This window comes from Latilactobacillus sp. (genome assembly GCF_033176295.1).
Lineage (GTDB): Bacteria > Bacillota > Bacilli > Lactobacillales > Lactobacillaceae > Latilactobacillus > Latilactobacillus sakei.
The window spans coordinates 162,549-178,124 of record NZ_JAMQEX010000002.1; the positions used below are offsets into that span (position 1 = coordinate 162,549).

At 43.1% G+C, this 15,576-nt stretch carries 19 protein-coding genes and 1 other annotated feature; of the genes, 18 read left to right on the forward strand and 1 reads right to left on the reverse strand.

Annotated features, from left to right (window positions below; translation table 11 throughout):
- Positions 1-78: 78 nt before the first annotated feature.
- From purC to NDN60_RS02335, 11 genes are all read left to right on the forward strand, one after another.
- Entirely contained in the window at positions 79-804 is a 726-nt protein-coding gene (gene purC / locus NDN60_RS02285; RefSeq protein WP_011374364.1) for a phosphoribosylaminoimidazolesuccinocarboxamide synthase, read from the forward strand.
- A complete protein-coding gene (gene purS, locus NDN60_RS02290; RefSeq protein ID WP_011374365.1) occupies positions 797-1,057 on the forward strand; it encodes a phosphoribosylformylglycinamidine synthase subunit PurS in 261 nt (86 codons plus the stop codon). The genes purC and purS overlap by 8 nt, the downstream gene beginning before the upstream one ends.
- A complete protein-coding gene (gene purQ / locus NDN60_RS02295) occupies positions 1,054-1,740 on the forward strand; it encodes a phosphoribosylformylglycinamidine synthase subunit PurQ (protein WP_056948308.1) in 687 nt (228 codons plus the stop codon). Before purS ends, purQ begins: the two co-directional genes overlap by 4 nt.
- On the forward strand, positions 1,730-3,955 hold the full coding sequence (gene purL, locus NDN60_RS02300; protein ID WP_056948311.1) for a phosphoribosylformylglycinamidine synthase subunit PurL: 2,226 nt from the start codon (positions 1,730-1,732) through the stop codon (positions 3,953-3,955). The genes purQ and purL overlap by 11 nt, the downstream gene beginning before the upstream one ends.
- Positions 3,931-5,364 (forward strand): amidophosphoribosyltransferase, encoded by a 1,434-nt coding sequence (gene purF, locus NDN60_RS02305; RefSeq protein ID WP_011374368.1) that lies wholly within the window; start codon positions 3,931-3,933, stop codon positions 5,362-5,364. The genes purL and purF overlap by 25 nt, the downstream gene beginning before the upstream one ends.
- Before the next feature lie 5 nt (positions 5,365-5,369).
- Positions 5,370-6,398 (forward strand): phosphoribosylformylglycinamidine cyclo-ligase, encoded by a 1,029-nt coding sequence (purM, locus tag NDN60_RS02310; RefSeq protein ID WP_056948312.1) that lies wholly within the window; start codon positions 5,370-5,372, stop codon positions 6,396-6,398.
- Positions 6,395-6,964 carry a phosphoribosylglycinamide formyltransferase gene (gene purN, locus NDN60_RS02315; protein ID WP_056948314.1) on the forward strand — a complete coding sequence of 190 codons (570 nt, stop codon included), beginning with the start codon at positions 6,395-6,397 and terminating at the stop codon, positions 6,962-6,964. The genes purM and purN overlap by 4 nt, the downstream gene beginning before the upstream one ends.
- A gap of 16 nt (positions 6,965-6,980) precedes the next feature.
- Entirely contained in the window at positions 6,981-8,513 is a 1,533-nt protein-coding gene (gene purH, locus NDN60_RS02320) for a bifunctional phosphoribosylaminoimidazolecarboxamide formyltransferase/IMP cyclohydrolase (protein ID WP_056948315.1), read from the forward strand.
- A 14-nt stretch (positions 8,514-8,527) separates the two neighbouring features.
- The gene (purD, locus tag NDN60_RS02325) at positions 8,528-9,778 is read left to right on the forward strand and encodes a phosphoribosylamine--glycine ligase (protein WP_056948317.1); all 1,251 of its coding nucleotides are present in this window, start codon (positions 8,528-8,530) and stop codon (positions 9,776-9,778) included.
- Between the two features lie 81 nt (positions 9,779-9,859).
- Positions 9,860-10,948: a lactate oxidase gene (locus NDN60_RS02330; RefSeq protein ID WP_056948319.1), complete on the forward strand. Its 1,089-nt coding sequence runs from the start codon at positions 9,860-9,862 to the stop codon at positions 10,946-10,948.
- A gap of 146 nt (positions 10,949-11,094) precedes the next feature.
- Complete coding sequence (locus NDN60_RS02335) at positions 11,095-11,334, forward strand: hypothetical protein (RefSeq protein WP_011374376.1); 240 nt, start codon at positions 11,095-11,097, stop codon at positions 11,332-11,334.
- A gap of 118 nt (positions 11,335-11,452) precedes the next feature.
- Here NDN60_RS02335 and NDN60_RS02340 read toward each other — a convergent pair whose 3' ends face one another.
- Entirely contained in the window at positions 11,453-11,695 is a 243-nt protein-coding gene (locus NDN60_RS02340) for a hypothetical protein (RefSeq protein ID WP_011374377.1), read from the reverse strand.
- A gap of 206 nt (positions 11,696-11,901) precedes the next feature.
- Here NDN60_RS02340 and NDN60_RS02345 point away from each other — a divergent pair, with 206 nt between their 5' ends.
- From NDN60_RS02345 to nusB, 7 genes are all read left to right on the forward strand, one after another.
- On the forward strand, positions 11,902-12,522 hold the full coding sequence (locus NDN60_RS02345; RefSeq protein WP_011374378.1) for a TetR/AcrR family transcriptional regulator: 621 nt from the start codon (positions 11,902-11,904) through the stop codon (positions 12,520-12,522).
- 58 nt (positions 12,523-12,580) lie between these two features.
- Positions 12,581-12,656 (forward strand) — a sequence feature (ribosomal protein L21 leader region).
- A gap of 13 nt (positions 12,657-12,669) precedes the next feature.
- Positions 12,670-12,978 (forward strand): 50S ribosomal protein L21, encoded by a 309-nt coding sequence (rplU, locus tag NDN60_RS02350; protein WP_011374379.1) that lies wholly within the window; start codon positions 12,670-12,672, stop codon positions 12,976-12,978.
- 14 nt (positions 12,979-12,992) lie between these two features.
- Complete coding sequence (locus NDN60_RS02355; RefSeq protein ID WP_011374380.1) at positions 12,993-13,334, forward strand: ribosomal-processing cysteine protease Prp; 342 nt, start codon at positions 12,993-12,995, stop codon at positions 13,332-13,334.
- Positions 13,335-13,362: 28 nt separating this feature from the next.
- The gene (gene rpmA, locus NDN60_RS02360) at positions 13,363-13,650 is read left to right on the forward strand and encodes a 50S ribosomal protein L27 (RefSeq protein ID WP_011374381.1); all 288 of its coding nucleotides are present in this window, start codon (positions 13,363-13,365) and stop codon (positions 13,648-13,650) included.
- 301 nt (positions 13,651-13,951) lie between these two features.
- On the forward strand, positions 13,952-14,509 hold the full coding sequence (gene efp, locus NDN60_RS02365) for an elongation factor P (protein WP_011374382.1): 558 nt from the start codon (positions 13,952-13,954) through the stop codon (positions 14,507-14,509).
- A 45-nt stretch (positions 14,510-14,554) separates the two neighbouring features.
- Positions 14,555-14,998 (forward strand): Asp23/Gls24 family envelope stress response protein, encoded by a 444-nt coding sequence (locus NDN60_RS02370; protein WP_011374383.1) that lies wholly within the window; start codon positions 14,555-14,557, stop codon positions 14,996-14,998.
- Positions 14,998-15,426: a transcription antitermination factor NusB gene (gene nusB, locus NDN60_RS02375; RefSeq protein WP_011374384.1), complete on the forward strand. Its 429-nt coding sequence runs from the start codon at positions 14,998-15,000 to the stop codon at positions 15,424-15,426. Before NDN60_RS02370 ends, nusB begins: the two co-directional genes overlap by 1 nt.
- Positions 15,427-15,576: the final 150 nt, after the last annotated feature.

Here is a 15,576-nt window from a genome sequence, read left to right on the forward strand (position 1 = left end):
AGTTTTTTTATGGCAAAAATAAAAACGAACAATTATTAATTATTTTATAAAATAATATGTCTATTGGAGGAAGAAATGATGAGTGAAACGTTACTTTATTCAGGGAAAGCCAAGGACTTATTCTCAACTGACGACCCCGAAGTCTTAAAAATGATTTATAAGGATCAAGCAACTGCTTTAAATGGCAAGCGGAAAGAACAGATTACTGGCAAAGGGGAAGTTAATTATGAAATTTCAAAATTAATTTTTGCTTACTTAAGTCAACAAGGGATCGAAACCCATTTAATCAAAAATGTATCTGAAACCGAACAACTCGTCAAAAAAGTCACCATTATCCCGTTGGAAGTGGTCTTGAGAAATGTGGTCGCCGGAAGCTTTGCACGGAAGTTTGGTCAACCGTTGGGACAACGATTAGAACAACCGATTATTGAATATTATTACAAAAATGATGCTTTGGACGATCCGGCTATTAATATCTCGCAAGCAACGGCTTTGAAACTGGTGACACCTACGGAAGTGGCTACGATTGAAGCGATGACGAAACAGATTAATACTTTGTTGATTAAGTTATTCAATGAAATTGGTATTGATTTAATTGATTTTAAATTGGAATTTGGTCGCTATCAAGGACGCTTAATTTTAGCGGATGAATTTTCACCAGATAATTGTCGGCTTTGGGATCAGAAAACACACTCATCATTAGATAAGGATGTTTTCCGCCAGAATAAGGGCGACTTAGTCACGGTCTACGAGACGGTTTTACAACGCTTAACAAAAATGATTGGGGGTTTTGCAAATGTATAACGTGCAAGTTTATGTCACCTATAAAGATTCAGTTCTAGATCCACAAGGTCAAGCGGTTCAAGGTGCGATTCAACGCTTAGGTTTTGAAGGGATCAGTCAAATGCGAATTGGTAAGTTTTTCGAAATGCAAGTGACTGGTACGGATCAAGCCACTGTGATTGAGAAAGTTGAAGCAATTTGCGATCGACTATTGGCTAATCCGAATATGGAACAATACCGCTACGACGTACAATTGGTGGAGGATGCAAAATGAAATTCGCAGTGCTTGTTTTTCCAGGATCGAATTGTGATGCCGATTTATACCACGCAATTGTCGATGTCTGCCATGAAGAAGCGGCTTATGTCTCTTACACAGCAACTAGCTTAGCCGGTTTTGATGCGGTGCTAATTCCAGGTGGCTTTTCATATGGCGATTATTTACGCAGTGGCGCGATTGCTAAATTGGCACCAATTATGACGGCGGTGGTGGCTTTTGCTAAAGCGGGCAAACCGGTTTTAGGAATCTGCAACGGGTTCCAGATTTTGACGGAAGCAGGCTTATTACCAGGGGCGCTGTTGCCCAATCGCCAAACGCATTTCATTTGCGAAACGGTAACTTTACAGGTTGAAAATAACGACACACGCTTTACAAATCAATATGCAAAAGGGGCCACAATTGCGCTACCGATTGCCCATGGTGAAGGTAATTATTATTGTGATCCAGAAACGTTGGCCCAATTGCACGCCAACCACCAAATCGCATTTACTTATACAACCGACGTTAATGGTAGTTTAGACAATATCGCGGGCATCACGAACGAAGCGGGAAACGTTTTAGGGATGATGCCACACCCTGAACGTGCAGTCGAAGTTTTATTGGGCAGTGCGGATGGGCTGGGTGTCTTCCAATCAATTTTGACAACTTTGAAAAGCGGGGTAGTAACTCATGGTGAATAATCCAACGGCAATTGAGATTCAACAAACCAAGTTATACCAACAATGGGGCTTAACCGATAGTGAATACGAATTGATTTGCACTAAAATTTTAAAACGATTGCCAAATTACACAGAGACGGGTCTTTTCTCGGTTATGTGGAGTGAACATTGTTCGTATAAAAACTCCAAGCCGATTCTTAAAAAATTTCCAACGAATGGCCCACACGTGCTACAAGGACCAGGTGAGGGGGCCGGTATTTTAGATATTGGTGATGGTCAAGCCGTTGTTTTCAAGGCTGAAAGTCACAATCATCCCTCTGCTGTTGAACCCTATGAGGGGGCAGCTACTGGTGTCGGTGGGATTATCCGCGATATCTTTTCAATGGGTGCAACGCCGATTGCCATTTTAGACAGCTTGCGGTTTGGGGAGCTCAATGATAATCAAACCAAGTATCTGGTCCAGGAAGTGGTCGCTGGGATTGGCGGTTATGGTAATTGTATTGGGATTCCAACAGTTGGCGGTGAAATCAGTTTTGATCCGTGCTATCAAGCCAATCCATTGGTGAATGCGATGTGTGTCGGTTTGATTGAACAAAAGGATATTCAACAAGGAAAAGCGCGAGGAGCCGGCAATAGCGTGTTGTACGTTGGCGCCAAAACTGGACGTGATGGGATTCACGGGGCCACCTTTGCATCGGATGAATTTGCTGAAGGTAAAGCAACGCAACGCTCAGCCGTTCAAGTCGGTGATCCATTCATGGAAAAATTATTGATGGATGCTTGCTTAGAATTAATTTTGCAACATTCGGATTGGTTGGTCGGGATTCAAGATATGGGGGCAGCTGGATTGGTTTCATCAACTGCCGAAATGGCGGCTAAAGCGGGAACCGGGATGATTTTAGACCTTGATCAAGTGCCGCAACGCGAAACCGACATGTCTGCTTATGAAATCATGTTATCCGAATCGCAAGAACGAATGGCTTTATGTGTTAGAGCTGGTTATGAAGACCAAGTGATTGCTTTATTTAAAGGTTACGACTTAGATGCCGTTCGGATTGGGGAAGTAACAACCAAAGAACAATACCAACTATGGCACCAAGGCCAATTGGTTGCTGATTTACCAGTGGCGGCCTTAACAGATGCCGCACCGGTTTATCATAAGGACCAAGCAAAACCAGAACGCTTAGCAACATTTGCCGCCCAAGCGCCCTATGTGCCTAGCGTGACGGACACTCAGGCAACTTGGTTGGCACTATTAAAACAACCAACAATCGCGGATAAAAGTTCATTCTACCGCCACTATGATGCCCAAGTGAAAACCAATACCGTCGTTTTACCTGGTAGTGATGCAGCCGTAGTGCGCATTCGTGGCACCAAAAATGCCCTTGCGATGACGACTGACTGTAACGGTCGCTATCTTTATCTAGATCCCCACGTGGGTGGCCAAATTGCAGTCGCTGAAGCAGCTCGAAATATTGTCGCTGCTGGTGGGCAACCATTAGGGATTACGGATTGTTTAAACTACGGTAATCCGGAAAAACCAGCTGTTTTCTGGGAATTTGATCAGAGTGCTCAGGGAATTGCTGCTGCTTGTGAAACTTTTGGTACACCAGTGATTTCGGGGAATGTCTCACTGTATAACGAATTTAACGGAGAAGCGATTTACCCCACACCAATGATTGGGATGGTCGGTTTAATTCGAGATATCCAAGACATTACTACGCAAGATTTCAAACAAGTTGATGATTTAATTTATTTGATTGGTGAAACTGACGATAACTATGCAGGTAGTGAATTACAAAAGATGCAACAAGGTACTATTTCAGGTCAACTGGGACATTTCTCATTAGCAACGGAAAAGGCTAATCAAGATCTTGTTTTAAAAGCCATTCAACAAGGCTTGATTACTAGCGCGCATGATCTATCAGAAGGGGGCTTAGCGGTCGCGCTTTCTGAAGCAACCTTCAAACAAGGTTTGGGGTATCACGTACAAGTAGATTTGGCTAGTCGCCAATTATTTGCCGAAACACAATCGCGGTTTATTGTGACGGTTAAAGCGGCCGATCAAGCTGCTTTTGAACAGATTAGCGACCAGTCAGCCCAATTGATTGGTCGGGTAACGGCTGAACCAATAATGCATATTCAAACGAAAGATGAAATGATTGACTTGACCGTTGAAGCGGCCAAGGATGCTTGGGAGGCGGCTTTACCATGCTTAATGAAATCAGAAGCTTAAATGAAGAATGTGGTGTCTTTGGGGTTTGGGGCCATCCAGATGCCAACCAATTGGCCTATTTTGGCCTTCATAGTCTCCAACACCGGGGGCAAGAAGGGGCGGGAATCGTCACGAATGACAACGGTCAGTTACTAGGTTATCGCGATCGCGGTCTATTAGCCGATGTTTTCCGGAACCCAGAAAATTTAGCCCAATTAACAGGTGAAGCGGCTATCGGTCATGTTCGATACGCAACGGCGGGGAGTCACGGTTTAGAAAATATTCAACCCTTCTTGTTTGATTTTGCCGATGGTCAATTTGCGTTAGCACATAACGGTAATTTAACCAACGCGGTCACGTTACGGCGTCAATTGGAAGATGAGGGCGCCATTTTAAAGTCTAGTTCTGATTCAGAAATTTTAATGCATCTCATTCGGCGAGCGGCTGGTCCGGATTTGCACACTAAGGTTAAAACAGCCCTCAACCAAATTCACGGTGGTTTTGCCTATGTGCTATTAACGCAGGATTCCTTGATTGCGATGCTTGATCCTAATGGTTTCCGACCATTATCGATTGGACAGATGGCCAATGGGGCGTATGTTGTTGCCAGTGAAACGTGTGCGCTAAACGCGGTCGAAGCGATTTTTATTCGGGATGTACAACCTGGTGAAGTCGTGACAATTGATCGCGATGGCTTGCATTCGGATTTCTTCACGACCGAAACGACTCATTCGATTTGTTCGATGGAATATATCTATTTCGCACGACCAGATTCTGATATTTGTGGGATTAACGTCCACGCAGCGCGGAAGCGAATGGGCAAACGATTGGCGGCGGAAACGGGTGTTGATGCTGATATGGTGATTGGGGTACCTAACTCATCGCTCTCCGCAGCCAGTGGTTACGCGGAAGCCAGCGGCCTACCATATGAAATGGGGCTCGTTAAAAATCAATATGTCGGTCGGACCTTTATTCAACCGACACAAGCACTGCGAGAGCAGGGTGTTAACCGCAAGTTAGCAGTTGTTAAAAGTGTCGTGGCAGGTAAACGAATTGTGTTAGTTGATGATTCGATTGTTCGTGGGACTACTAGCAAACACATTGTTAAACGGTTGAAGGAAGCTGGGGCGCTAGAAGTGCATTTACGTGTCGCCTCACCACCATTAAAATATCCTTGTTTCTACGGCATTGACATTCAAACTCGCGAAGAATTAATCGCTTCACAACAAAGTGTGGCTCAAATGTGTGAAACAATCGGTGCTGATTCGTTGGCCTTTTTGAGTCAAGAAGGTTTGATTGATGCGATTGGCTTACATCAAGATGCACCGTATTCAGGGTTATGTATGGCGTATTTTAACGGCGATTATCCAACGCCGCTATACGATTATGAAGCAGATTATCAAGCGAGTCTAAAACAAGATAAGGAGTAATCGAGATGACAGATGCTTACCAAAAAGCGGGCGTCGATGTGACGGCTGGTTACGAAGTCGTTGCCCGCATCCAAAAAAAAGTAGGGGCTGATAATCACAATATTGGCAGCTTTGGCGGACAATACGCGCTAGAAATGGCCCAGTATCAAAAACCGGTGTTAGTCTCGAGTACGGATGGTGTCGGTACGAAATTGATGGTTGCTTTTGCAGCTGATCAACATGCGACTATCGGGATTGATTGTGTGGCGATGTGTGTTAACGACATTGTTGCACAAGGTGCGCAACCGTTATACTTCTTAGACTATTTAGCAACTGGTAAAACTGATCCGGATAAGATTGAAGACATCGTCGCTGGTGTGCTCGAAGGTTGCAAGCAAGCCAATATGGCTTTAATTGGCGGTGAAACGGCAGAAATGCCTGGTATGTATGCGGCTAAGCACTATGACGTTGCCGGTTTTGCAGTTGGGATTGCTGAACAGGATGCGTTAGTGACCGGTGAAACGATTCAGGCCGGCGACGTTCTGATTGGATTGGCGTCTAGTGGCATTCATTCTAACGGTTATTCATTAGTCCGCAAAATCTTTTTTGAGCAAAATAATTTGACAGTTGCTAGTCAATTGCCAGAGTTACCGGGTAAGACACTGGGTGATTGGTTATTAACACCTACTAAGATTTACGTTGAAGACTTACAGCCGCTACTGCAACAACGGGTGATTAAAGGCGCCGCACATATTACGGGTGGTGGTTTTATTGAAAACGTACCGCGGATGTTACCGGCTGATTTAGCGGCCCACTTAACGTTGGGCAGTTGGCCAATCCTACCGATTTTTAAGGCCTTACAACAATATGGGCAACTTGCTGAAATGGAAATGTATAACATCTTCAATATGGGGATTGGAATGGTCTTGACGGTTGCACCAGAAGCAGCACCAGCCGTTTTAGCACAATTGAATGCTAAACAGGAACAAGCTTATCAGATTGGGACCGTTCAAAAACGTCAACAAGCGGCGGTTGAATTGGTGACAGCCAAATGAGAGTGGCAATTTTTGCATCTGGCACAGGGAGTAACTTCGAAGCAATTGCTGATAATCAACGCTTACAACAAGCGGGCCTTGAAATTGTCCAATTGGTTTGCGATCGCCCGCAAGCAGCCGTGATTGAAAAGGCGCACCGGCGGGAGGTGCCGGTGACTGTATTGGCACCACGTCAGTTTGAAAATCGTCAAGCTTACGAGCAAGCAGTCGTTGCCCAGTTGGCGCCTTTGGTGATCGATTATATTATCTTGGCGGGCTACATGCGAATTATCACGCCCATTTTACTAGGCACTTATCCTCAGCGGATTATTAATATCCACCCGGCATTGTTACCGGATTTTCCGGGGATTCATGGGATTGAAGATGCGTACCGTGCCAAAGTGAGTGAAACTGGCGTGACGGTCCACTATATCGATGAAGGAGTGGATACGGGGCCGATTATCGCCCAAGCAACCGTTCCGGTGAAACCAAATGATACGCTAGCAACACTAGAAGCGCGTGTTCACGCGGTTGAACATCAATTATATCCAGCTGTAATTTATGATTTAGTTCAAAAAAATAATTAAAGGGAGCTTTTAACACATGAAAAGAGCATTGATTAGCGTTTCAGACAAAACGGGTATTGTGGCATTTGCCCAAGGATTAGTAGCGGCAGATTTTGAAATTATTTCAACTGGCGGCACTTTTAGCGTCTTGGAAAAAGCGGGTGTGCCAGTGACACCCATCGATGAAGTGACTCATTTTCCTGAAATGTTAGACGGTCGGGTTAAAACTATCCATCCCAATATTCACGGTGGCTTATTGGCTAAGCGCGATGAACCAACGCATATGGCAGCACTTGCTGAACACGAGATTGCACCGATTGATCTGGTTTGTGTTAACCTCTATCCCTTTAAAGAAACGATTCAAAAACCAGAGATTACCCAAGAACAAGCGATTGAACAAATTGATATTGGTGGCCCATCGATGTTACGTTCAGCCGCTAAAAACTTTAAGTCAGTGTACGTCGTGGTGGATCAAGCCGACTATGACGAAACATTGGCACAATTGCAACAAGATGATGTCACTTACCGCCGCCATTTAGCCGCTAAAGCATTCCGGCACACCGCCGCCTATGATAGTTTGATTGCCGGTTATCTGTCAGATGCTGATGCGGTTGAATTCCCTGAAAAACTTTCCTTAACATACGACTTCAAACAAGCGTTACGTTACGGCGAAAACGCTCATCAAAAAGCTGCCTTTTACCAAAGTGCTTTACCAAGCGCCTTTTCGATTGCTGCTGCCCATCAATTACACGGAAAAGAATTGTCTTACAACAATATTAAGGATGCAGATGCAGCGATTAAAGTCGCCGCAGAATTCAGCGAACCATGCGTGGTGGCGATGAAACACATGAATCCTTGTGGCGTTGGTTTGGGGACAACCATCTACGATGCTTGGCAAAAAGCTTTTGCAGCCGATTCCGTCTCAATTTTTGGCGGCATCATTGCCTTGAACCGCGAAGTAGACGTTCAAACAGCCAATGCTTTGCATGAATTATTCTTGGAAATTGTCATTGCCCCAAGTTTTGCGCCAGAAGCGTTAGCAATTCTTGAAAAGAAAAAGAATATTCGTTTGATGACACTTGATTTTGAACAAGCCGCTAAAGCGGATCGTTTCGAAACAGTTTCGGTCTTAGGTGGTCTATTGGTTCAAGAAAGAGATCGCTTAACGGATCAAGCATCTGAATTGAAGACGGTCACCACTAAAGCCCCAACTGAAGATGAAAAAGAAGCGCTCCTATTTGCGCAACGCGTGGTGAAACACGTCAAAAGTAACGCGATTGTTGTCGCAACTAAAGATCAAACGTTGGGCGTTGGTGCCGGTCAGATGAACCGGGTTGGCTCCGTTAAAATTGCGTTGGAACAAGCATTAGCTAATGGGATGCAAGCACCATTCGTGTTAGCATCAGATGCCTTTTTCCCAATGGACGATAGCGTAGCCTACGCTGCTGAACACGGCATTACAGCGATTATTCAACCTGGTGGATCAATTAAAGATCAAGATTCAATCGACATGGCGAACCAAAAAGGGGTCAGCATGGTCTTTACAAATCGACGTCATTTTAAACATTAAGAGGTGGCATTTAAATGGATATCTTGGTGATTGGCAGCGGTGCGCGTGAGCATACGTTGGCACGAGAACTACTAAAAAGTGAACAAGTTGAACAGGTCTATTGCTTACCTGGGAATCCGGGGATGCAATTAGACCAGATAAAAACGGCCGCAATTGACGTCAATGATTTTGAGCAGTTAATTGCGTTTGCTAAAAAACAGGCGGTGGCTTACACCATCGTTGGCCCAGAACAACCATTAGTCGCTGGGGTTGTGGATGCTTTTCAAGCGGCGGGTTTAGCGATTTTTGGCCCGACGAAGCAGGCTGCGGCATTGGAGGGCTCAAAAACTTTTGCCAAAGAAATGATGGCTCGAGCACAGGTGCCCACTGCCCAATATCAAACGGTAACTAATGAATCAGAGGCGTTAACCGCCTTGCAAGGGCGTTCGTTACCAATAGTGATTAAGGCCGATGGTTTAGCGGCTGGTAAGGGTGTGGTCATCGCTGAAACATTGGCGGATGGCTTAGCGGCCGTTCGGCGGTTCTTCAAACAAGGACGTCGTCAGATCCTCATCGAAGACTATTTGATCGGTGAGGAGTTCTCGCTAATGGCGCTAGTGGCCGATGATCAAGTTTATCCGTTGCCGATTGCCCAGGACCATAAGCGGGCTTTTGAAGGTGACCGGGGACCGAATACTGGTGGGATGGGCGCCTATTGTCCAGTACCGCAAATTAGTGATCAAATAGTACAAACAGCGGTTGAAACGATTATCAAACCAGTTGTGGCAACGATGGCCGCTAATGGCACGCCGTTTACCGGCGTTTTATATGCGGGGTTGATTGCGACCGCAACTGGGATCAAAGTAATTGAGTTCAACGTACGCTTTGGCGATCCGGAAACCCAAGTAGTGCTACCGCGTTTGCAAGGTGATTTAGCGCAAGTCTTTCAACAATTATTAACCCACCAGCAACCGACTTTGGACTGGCAAACAGACGGTGTGACGTTGGGGGTTGTAGTGGCCGCTAAAGGTTATCCCAGTCAAGCGCCGGCAATTTTTCAGTTGGCACCAACTGCTCGTTTTAAAGCGGCTAATAGTCAGTTTAGCTTTGCCGGTGTGGCACCAACAACCGGGGGCTTAATGAGTGCTGGTGGGCGTTTATATACGGCCGTTTATACGGCACCCACAATGGCGCAAGCGCGGGTCCAAATTGAAGCTGACTTACAATCGGTGGCCAATCCACAAAGCTTTTTCCGCCGAGACATTGGTTTTAAAAGTCAAATGTAAGAAAGCGAGTACAAATGTTTGCTAATCACTATGTAAGTGCTATATCATGATCCTATTGACAAAAAGAAAGAGACAATTATTATGACATATCCTACAAGTGACGCAGAACACCCAGTTGATGTTTTAAATCTAGTATCGCTAGAAGGTCGTGTGAAGGAACGAATGGAAGCAGGTGCCTTTGGCTATATTCGTGGCGGTTCAGAAGATGAATGGACAATGGCTGAAAATACCAGTGCCTTCAATCAAAAGAAGATTATGCCCCGTGTTTTACAAGGGGTTGAACATGCTGATTTGCACACAAAATTGTGGGATATTGATTTGAAGACGCCGATTATTCAAGCCCCTTCAGCAGCACAAGGATTAGCCCACGAAAAAGGTGAAGTAGATACTGCCAAAGGGATGGCCGCAGCTGGTTCAATCTTCTCAATTAGTACGTATGCTAATACACTTGTTGAAGATGCAGCCGCAGCTGCGCCTGATGCACCACAATTCTTCCAACTTTATATGAGTAAAGACGATCAATTTAATGAATTCTTACTACAAAAGGCCGTTAATGCCGGGGTTAAAGGCATTGTTTTGACGGTTGATTCAACGTTAGGTGGTTATCGTGAAACGGATATCGAAACAAAATTCCAATTCCCACTACCAATGCCTAACTTAGCAGCTTATAGTAACTCAGATGGTGCTGGCAAAGGCATTTCAGAAACCTATGCTACTGCTAAACAAGGGATTGTTCCAGAAGATATTCAAAAGATTAAAGAAATCACGCACTTACCCGTCATTATCAAAGGGATTCAATCACCCGTTGATGCTGAGTTGACCGTCCAAGCTGGCGCTGATGGCATCTGGGTATCAAATCATGGCGGTCGTCAATTAGACGGTGGGTCTGCTTCTTTTGAAGTGTTACCATTAGTGGCGCAACAAGTTGCTAAACGGGTGCCAATCATCTTTGATAGTGGTGTTCGTCGTGGTGAACACGTCTTTAAAGCACTTGCTAGCGGGGCTGATTTGGTCGCGATTGGTCGCCCAATTATCTATGGATTGAACTTAGGTGGCGCACAAGGTGTCACCTCTGTGATCGATCATATGAACCATGAATTGTCAATTACAATGCAATTAGCTGGTACCAAGACAATCGATGCCGTTAAAGAAACAACATTGCTTGATTAATTTGGATTTAAGAGCGCTAGGACTTTTGTCTGGGGCACTTTTTTGGTCAGGAAATCTTCCCCTTTCTTTTGAAAAACGATCAATAATTATTCATATTTAACCACTAAACTAGGGCTATCGTGTTAATAGAAAGCGTGGTGTGGATTATGAATAAAATGGGCGTGTTTATGAGTTTGGTTGTGACATTTGAGGTCGGAGTGGTTGTTGGCTGGCAAGTTTTAGGAACTAAGACAGTGACGCAAGAAAAATTGCCAACGACGACCGAAACATCGCAAAGTAGCCAAACCAATAACATACAACCTGATCAAAATAGTGATGAAGGCCCAACGGAAAATCAGCCGCAAACAAGTGAAAGTCAATCAACGGCGGATGCAACAACGGTTTAATCCAGTGGTCATTAATGATATACTAAAAGTCCTTGGCAGGGGCACAAACAGCACAAAAAGAGGCGGACTTCAGGACAAATGTAAATTTGCCTGAAAGTCCGCCTTTTGTTGTTTAAAATTAATGCCGGTTGACAGTCGGTAAGTCCGCTAAGAATAGTTCGCTTGCGACTAAGCCGATTAAACTTAAAATAAAGTAAATCCAGTGGGCGCCGCTCCCCCAACCAAAGAGGCTAGCGTCGATACCGACTAAGATGATGAAAATAAGGCAATTAAGTACTAGTCCGATTCGAAATGTTAATTGGCTAGCAACTACAGCGAATAATACGATTGAAAGAAAAATAGTAAAGAATGCAGAAATCAAAATAACGACCACCTAACACTGTCCGATTTAAGATACTTGTTTCATTCTACTATAAGAAATAGCCGACGACAATTAAATTTAGGTGCGAGTTGGTGAATCTAAAAGGGTCCGATTAAAAAAAGCGTACTTTAAAAGCAAATGCTAGACAGTTATTAAAAAAACAGGCTATACTAGACGCGAAGTAGCCAAAGAATGGGGGAACCAAAATGGTTCGTGAAATTAATCCTGAAACGACCGATCCACGTGTGCAACGTACAAAACAACAGTTACGCCGAGCACTGGTTGAACTATTAAAAACAGCGACCACTAAAGAAATTTCAATTCAAGCAATTACCAAGCAAGCGCAGATTACGCGAGGCACTTTTTACCTGCATTATGAAGATAAAACTGATTTTATTCAAAAAGCAGTTCAGGATTTAACTCAAGATTTATACCAAACAATTACGATTCAAAATGATAAACTAGCGCAACCCTATCAACAAATCAATCTATTAGCATTATTTGAATATGTTGAGCGGCGCCAAGATGCCTTTAAGGTGTTTCATAAAAACGATACGAGTTTGGCCTTTAAACAGCAATTAACGACCGAAATGCGGCGGCTAATTGAAGCCTATCTCAATAATTTATTTCAAGAGGCAACCCAGTCTGATCAGATTGAATTGAGTATCATAGCAGATTATCTTGCTGGCGCGAGTTTAGTGCTCGTATTCAAGTGGATTGAAGATGGGTTAGTCTATTCACCACGCTACATGGCTAAGATGCTTTATCAACTCGTTCAGATGCCAAACATGGCTTTTAATGTGGCTGGATTCTTCGTTGAAGCGTAAATAGCTATTGACTCAATCGCAAATATTTGATATCATATGAACGTTGTAATTGTGAGCTCCACAGCTGCAACCGCGCATACTAAGGCATTAAGTACTATTATTAGTCACCTTAGTTGGCGAGTCTAAGAAAAAATAGGAGGTGCACACATGTACGCAATTATCAAAACAGGTGGCAAACAATATAAGGTAGAAGCTGGTCAAGCAATCTACGTTGAAAAGTTAACCGCAGAAGCTGGCGAAAAAGTAACTTTTGATCAAGTTATTTTAGTTGGTGGTGAAACAACTAAGGTTGGTACACCAAACATTGATGGTGTTACTGTTGATGGTACTGTTGAAAAACAAGGGCGCGAAAAGAAAGTTGTTACTTTCAAATACAAACCTAAGAAACACAGTCATCAAAAGAAGGGGCATCGTCAACCATATACTAAAGTGATGATCGACGCTATCAACGCTTAATTGAGGGAAATAAGATGATTAAGGCTGACTTTATCGTCAATGCGGATTCGCAAATTATTTCTTTTCAAATTACGGGTCATGCTGACTCGGGTCCTTACGGGAGTGATATCGTTTGTGCAGCTGTTTCAGCCGTCTCAATTGGGACGATTAACAGTTTGCAAAAGCTCGCTGGTTTTGAACCAGAGGTAGAAGCAGATAACCTAAATGGTGGTTTGTTAACCTGTCAAGTGCCGGCAACGGTTACGGGACAAGCTTTGGCAACGGCGCAGATTCTCTTGCAGAATTTGCAACTGACGCTCGAAGATATTACGCAACAATACGGGCAGTACATTCAAGTACAAACAAAACGTAAATAGACAGTTAATAAACAGGAGGTGCATTTAGATGTTACAAATGAATTTACAATTCTTCTCTCACCATAAGGGTGGCGGTTCAACAACTAACGGCCGTAACTCTGCAGGTCGTCGTTTAGGTTCTAAACGTGCTGATGGCCAAACTGTTACAGCTGGTTCAATCCTTTACCGTCAACGCGGTACAAAGATTCATCCAGGTGAAAATGTTGGTCGCGGTGGCGATGACACATTATTTGCTCTTGTCGAAGGTGTCGTTCGTTTCGAACGTTTCGGTAAAAACAAGAAGAAAGTTTCTGTTTATACAGCAGAAGCTAAATAATGCTTTAAAAACACTCACATTTCGTGAGTGTTTTTTATTTGCTTAAGATTTGTCAGGCTGATTTGTATAAATCGGTCATAACTGGTATACTTGTAACTCAAGCAACAAACCATTGACAATCTAACTGTGAGTGCGGATCGCTAACAAGAAGCGATTTAGCATAACTAAAGGGATTGGCTTTGGCCAATCCCTTTTTTACATACAATCAGTTTAAACGACTGGAAAGACTTGCTTTTAAACCTGATTTCTTGCTATGATTAGGGCAATGGCATCCTTTTAAAAAAGTACGGAGGAAATATTAATGTTATCAGTTAACGATTTTAAAAACGGCTTAACAATCGAATTTGACAACAACCTATGGCGAGTGGTTGAATTCCAACATGTTAAACCTGGTAAGGGTGGCGCTTTTGTCCGCTCAAAACTTAAGAATTTAAGAACCGGCGCTAACCAAGAAAAAACATTCCGTTCAACTGAAAAAGTTGAAAGAGCAATCATTGATACAAAATCAATGCAATATCTTTATGCAGATGGTGACAATCACGTCTTCATGGATACAGATACTTATGAACAATTAGAATTACCAGCAGCACAAATTCAAGATGAATTAAAATTCTTGAAGGAAAACATGCAAGTTTCAATCATGATGTTTGGGAGCGAAACCTTAGGGGTTGAACTACCTAAGACAGTTGATTTGGCAGTTGCTGCAACAGAACCTGGTGTGCGTGGCGATACATCTTCGGGTGGTACAAAACCAGCAACACTAGAAACAGGCTTAGTGGTTCAAGTACCATTCTTCATTAACGCAGGCGATGAATTAACAATTAATACATCAGATAGTACTTACATTTCGCGTGCCTAACAGCAGCGTTTAACTGCTGGTAAGAATTTGTTAGGAGGGTTATTGATGGCTGAAGAAACAAATATTGTACTAGATACGCAAGAAAATTCATTGGGGAAGATCCAAATGGCACCTGAAGTGGTGGAAGTCATTTTAGGCATTGCCGCAAGCCAAATTGAAGGCGTTCATCAGATGCGTGGAACAATTTCATCATCGATTAATGAATTATTTGGTCGTTCAAATCATGGTAAGGGTGTCACTTTAAAAGTGATTGATGGCAAAGTTAATGCGGACGTTTATGTCTACCTTAATTATGGCGTTTCTGTCCCTAAGGTGGCCCTTGCCATGCAAGAAGCCTTGAAGGAACAGTTGTTATTTATGACTGACTTAGAATTAGCGGAAGTCAACGTACATGTTGTTGGCGTCGTAACCGAAAAAACACAAAATATTATTGATCCAGATGATTTATTTAACGATGAAACACCTGATCTAAATGGAGACCAATCTTAATGCCTAATTTTAATCGACACCAAATTCGACAAGCAGCTTTTCAAGTGCTGTTTACACTCAATGCGAATCAATCTTTAGAATTAGAGGATGCTTATCAAGCCGTCTTAACGATGGATCAATTTGATGCTGAAGAAGTGACACCAGTTGAAGTGCCTGCTTACTTGGCTTTCTTAGTATCAGGTGTAACTGAAAATCAAGCCGCTCTTGATGCAGCATTAACCCCTTATTTGAAAAAAGGTTGGCAACTTTCTCGGTTGGCAAAACCAGACCTTATTATTTTACGATTAGGTTTGTTTGAAATGCAAAACTCAACCGAAGCACCTGCTAAAGTCGCTTTGAATGAAGCACTTGAACTTGCAAAACAATTTACAGATGATCAAGCAAAAGGCTTCATCAACGGCGTTTTATCTAAATTCGTTGAAGCTTAGTCATAAAATGACAAAATAAAAGTAAATTGGTTAACTAGTAAAATACGAACGAAATTCCTTAAAACACGTTAAAAGTATTTTTTTAGCGTGTTTTTTTAGGTTTAATGATCATTTATCAACCCAAAACGCTAAAAAAATGACTACTTATGT

What these genes read in the sequence shown, in the direction of transcription:
- purC (WP_011374364.1), top strand. Translation starts at nt 79, where the DNA reads ATGAGTGAAACGTTACTTTATTCAGGGAAAGCCAAGGACTTATTCTCA.
- purS (WP_011374365.1), top strand. Translation starts at nt 797, where the DNA reads ATGTATAACGTGCAAGTTTATGTCACCTATAAAGATTCAGTTCTAGAT.
- purQ (WP_056948308.1), top strand. Translation starts at nt 1,054, where the DNA reads ATGAAATTCGCAGTGCTTGTTTTTCCAGGATCGAATTGTGATGCCGAT.
- purL (WP_056948311.1), top strand. Translation starts at nt 1,730, where the DNA reads ATGGTGAATAATCCAACGGCAATTGAGATTCAACAAACCAAGTTATAC.
- purF (WP_011374368.1), top strand. Translation starts at nt 3,931, where the DNA reads ATGCTTAATGAAATCAGAAGCTTAAATGAAGAATGTGGTGTCTTTGGG.
- purM (WP_056948312.1), top strand. Translation starts at nt 5,370, where the DNA reads ATGACAGATGCTTACCAAAAAGCGGGCGTCGATGTGACGGCTGGTTAC.
- purN (WP_056948314.1), top strand. Translation starts at nt 6,395, where the DNA reads ATGAGAGTGGCAATTTTTGCATCTGGCACAGGGAGTAACTTCGAAGCA.
- purH (WP_056948315.1), top strand. Translation starts at nt 6,981, where the DNA reads ATGAAAAGAGCATTGATTAGCGTTTCAGACAAAACGGGTATTGTGGCA.
- purD (WP_056948317.1), top strand. Translation starts at nt 8,528, where the DNA reads ATGGATATCTTGGTGATTGGCAGCGGTGCGCGTGAGCATACGTTGGCA.
- NDN60_RS02330 (WP_056948319.1), top strand. Translation starts at nt 9,860, where the DNA reads ATGACATATCCTACAAGTGACGCAGAACACCCAGTTGATGTTTTAAAT.
- NDN60_RS02335 (WP_011374376.1), top strand. Translation starts at nt 11,095, where the DNA reads ATGAATAAAATGGGCGTGTTTATGAGTTTGGTTGTGACATTTGAGGTC.
- NDN60_RS02345 (WP_011374378.1), top strand. Translation starts at nt 11,902, where the DNA reads ATGGTTCGTGAAATTAATCCTGAAACGACCGATCCACGTGTGCAACGT.
- rplU (WP_011374379.1), top strand. Translation starts at nt 12,670, where the DNA reads ATGTACGCAATTATCAAAACAGGTGGCAAACAATATAAGGTAGAAGCT.
- NDN60_RS02355 (WP_011374380.1), top strand. Translation starts at nt 12,993, where the DNA reads ATGATTAAGGCTGACTTTATCGTCAATGCGGATTCGCAAATTATTTCT.
- rpmA (WP_011374381.1), top strand. Translation starts at nt 13,363, where the DNA reads ATGTTACAAATGAATTTACAATTCTTCTCTCACCATAAGGGTGGCGGT.
- efp (WP_011374382.1), top strand. Translation starts at nt 13,952, where the DNA reads ATGTTATCAGTTAACGATTTTAAAAACGGCTTAACAATCGAATTTGAC.
- NDN60_RS02370 (WP_011374383.1), top strand. Translation starts at nt 14,555, where the DNA reads ATGGCTGAAGAAACAAATATTGTACTAGATACGCAAGAAAATTCATTG.
- nusB (WP_011374384.1), top strand. Translation starts at nt 14,998, where the DNA reads ATGCCTAATTTTAATCGACACCAAATTCGACAAGCAGCTTTTCAAGTG.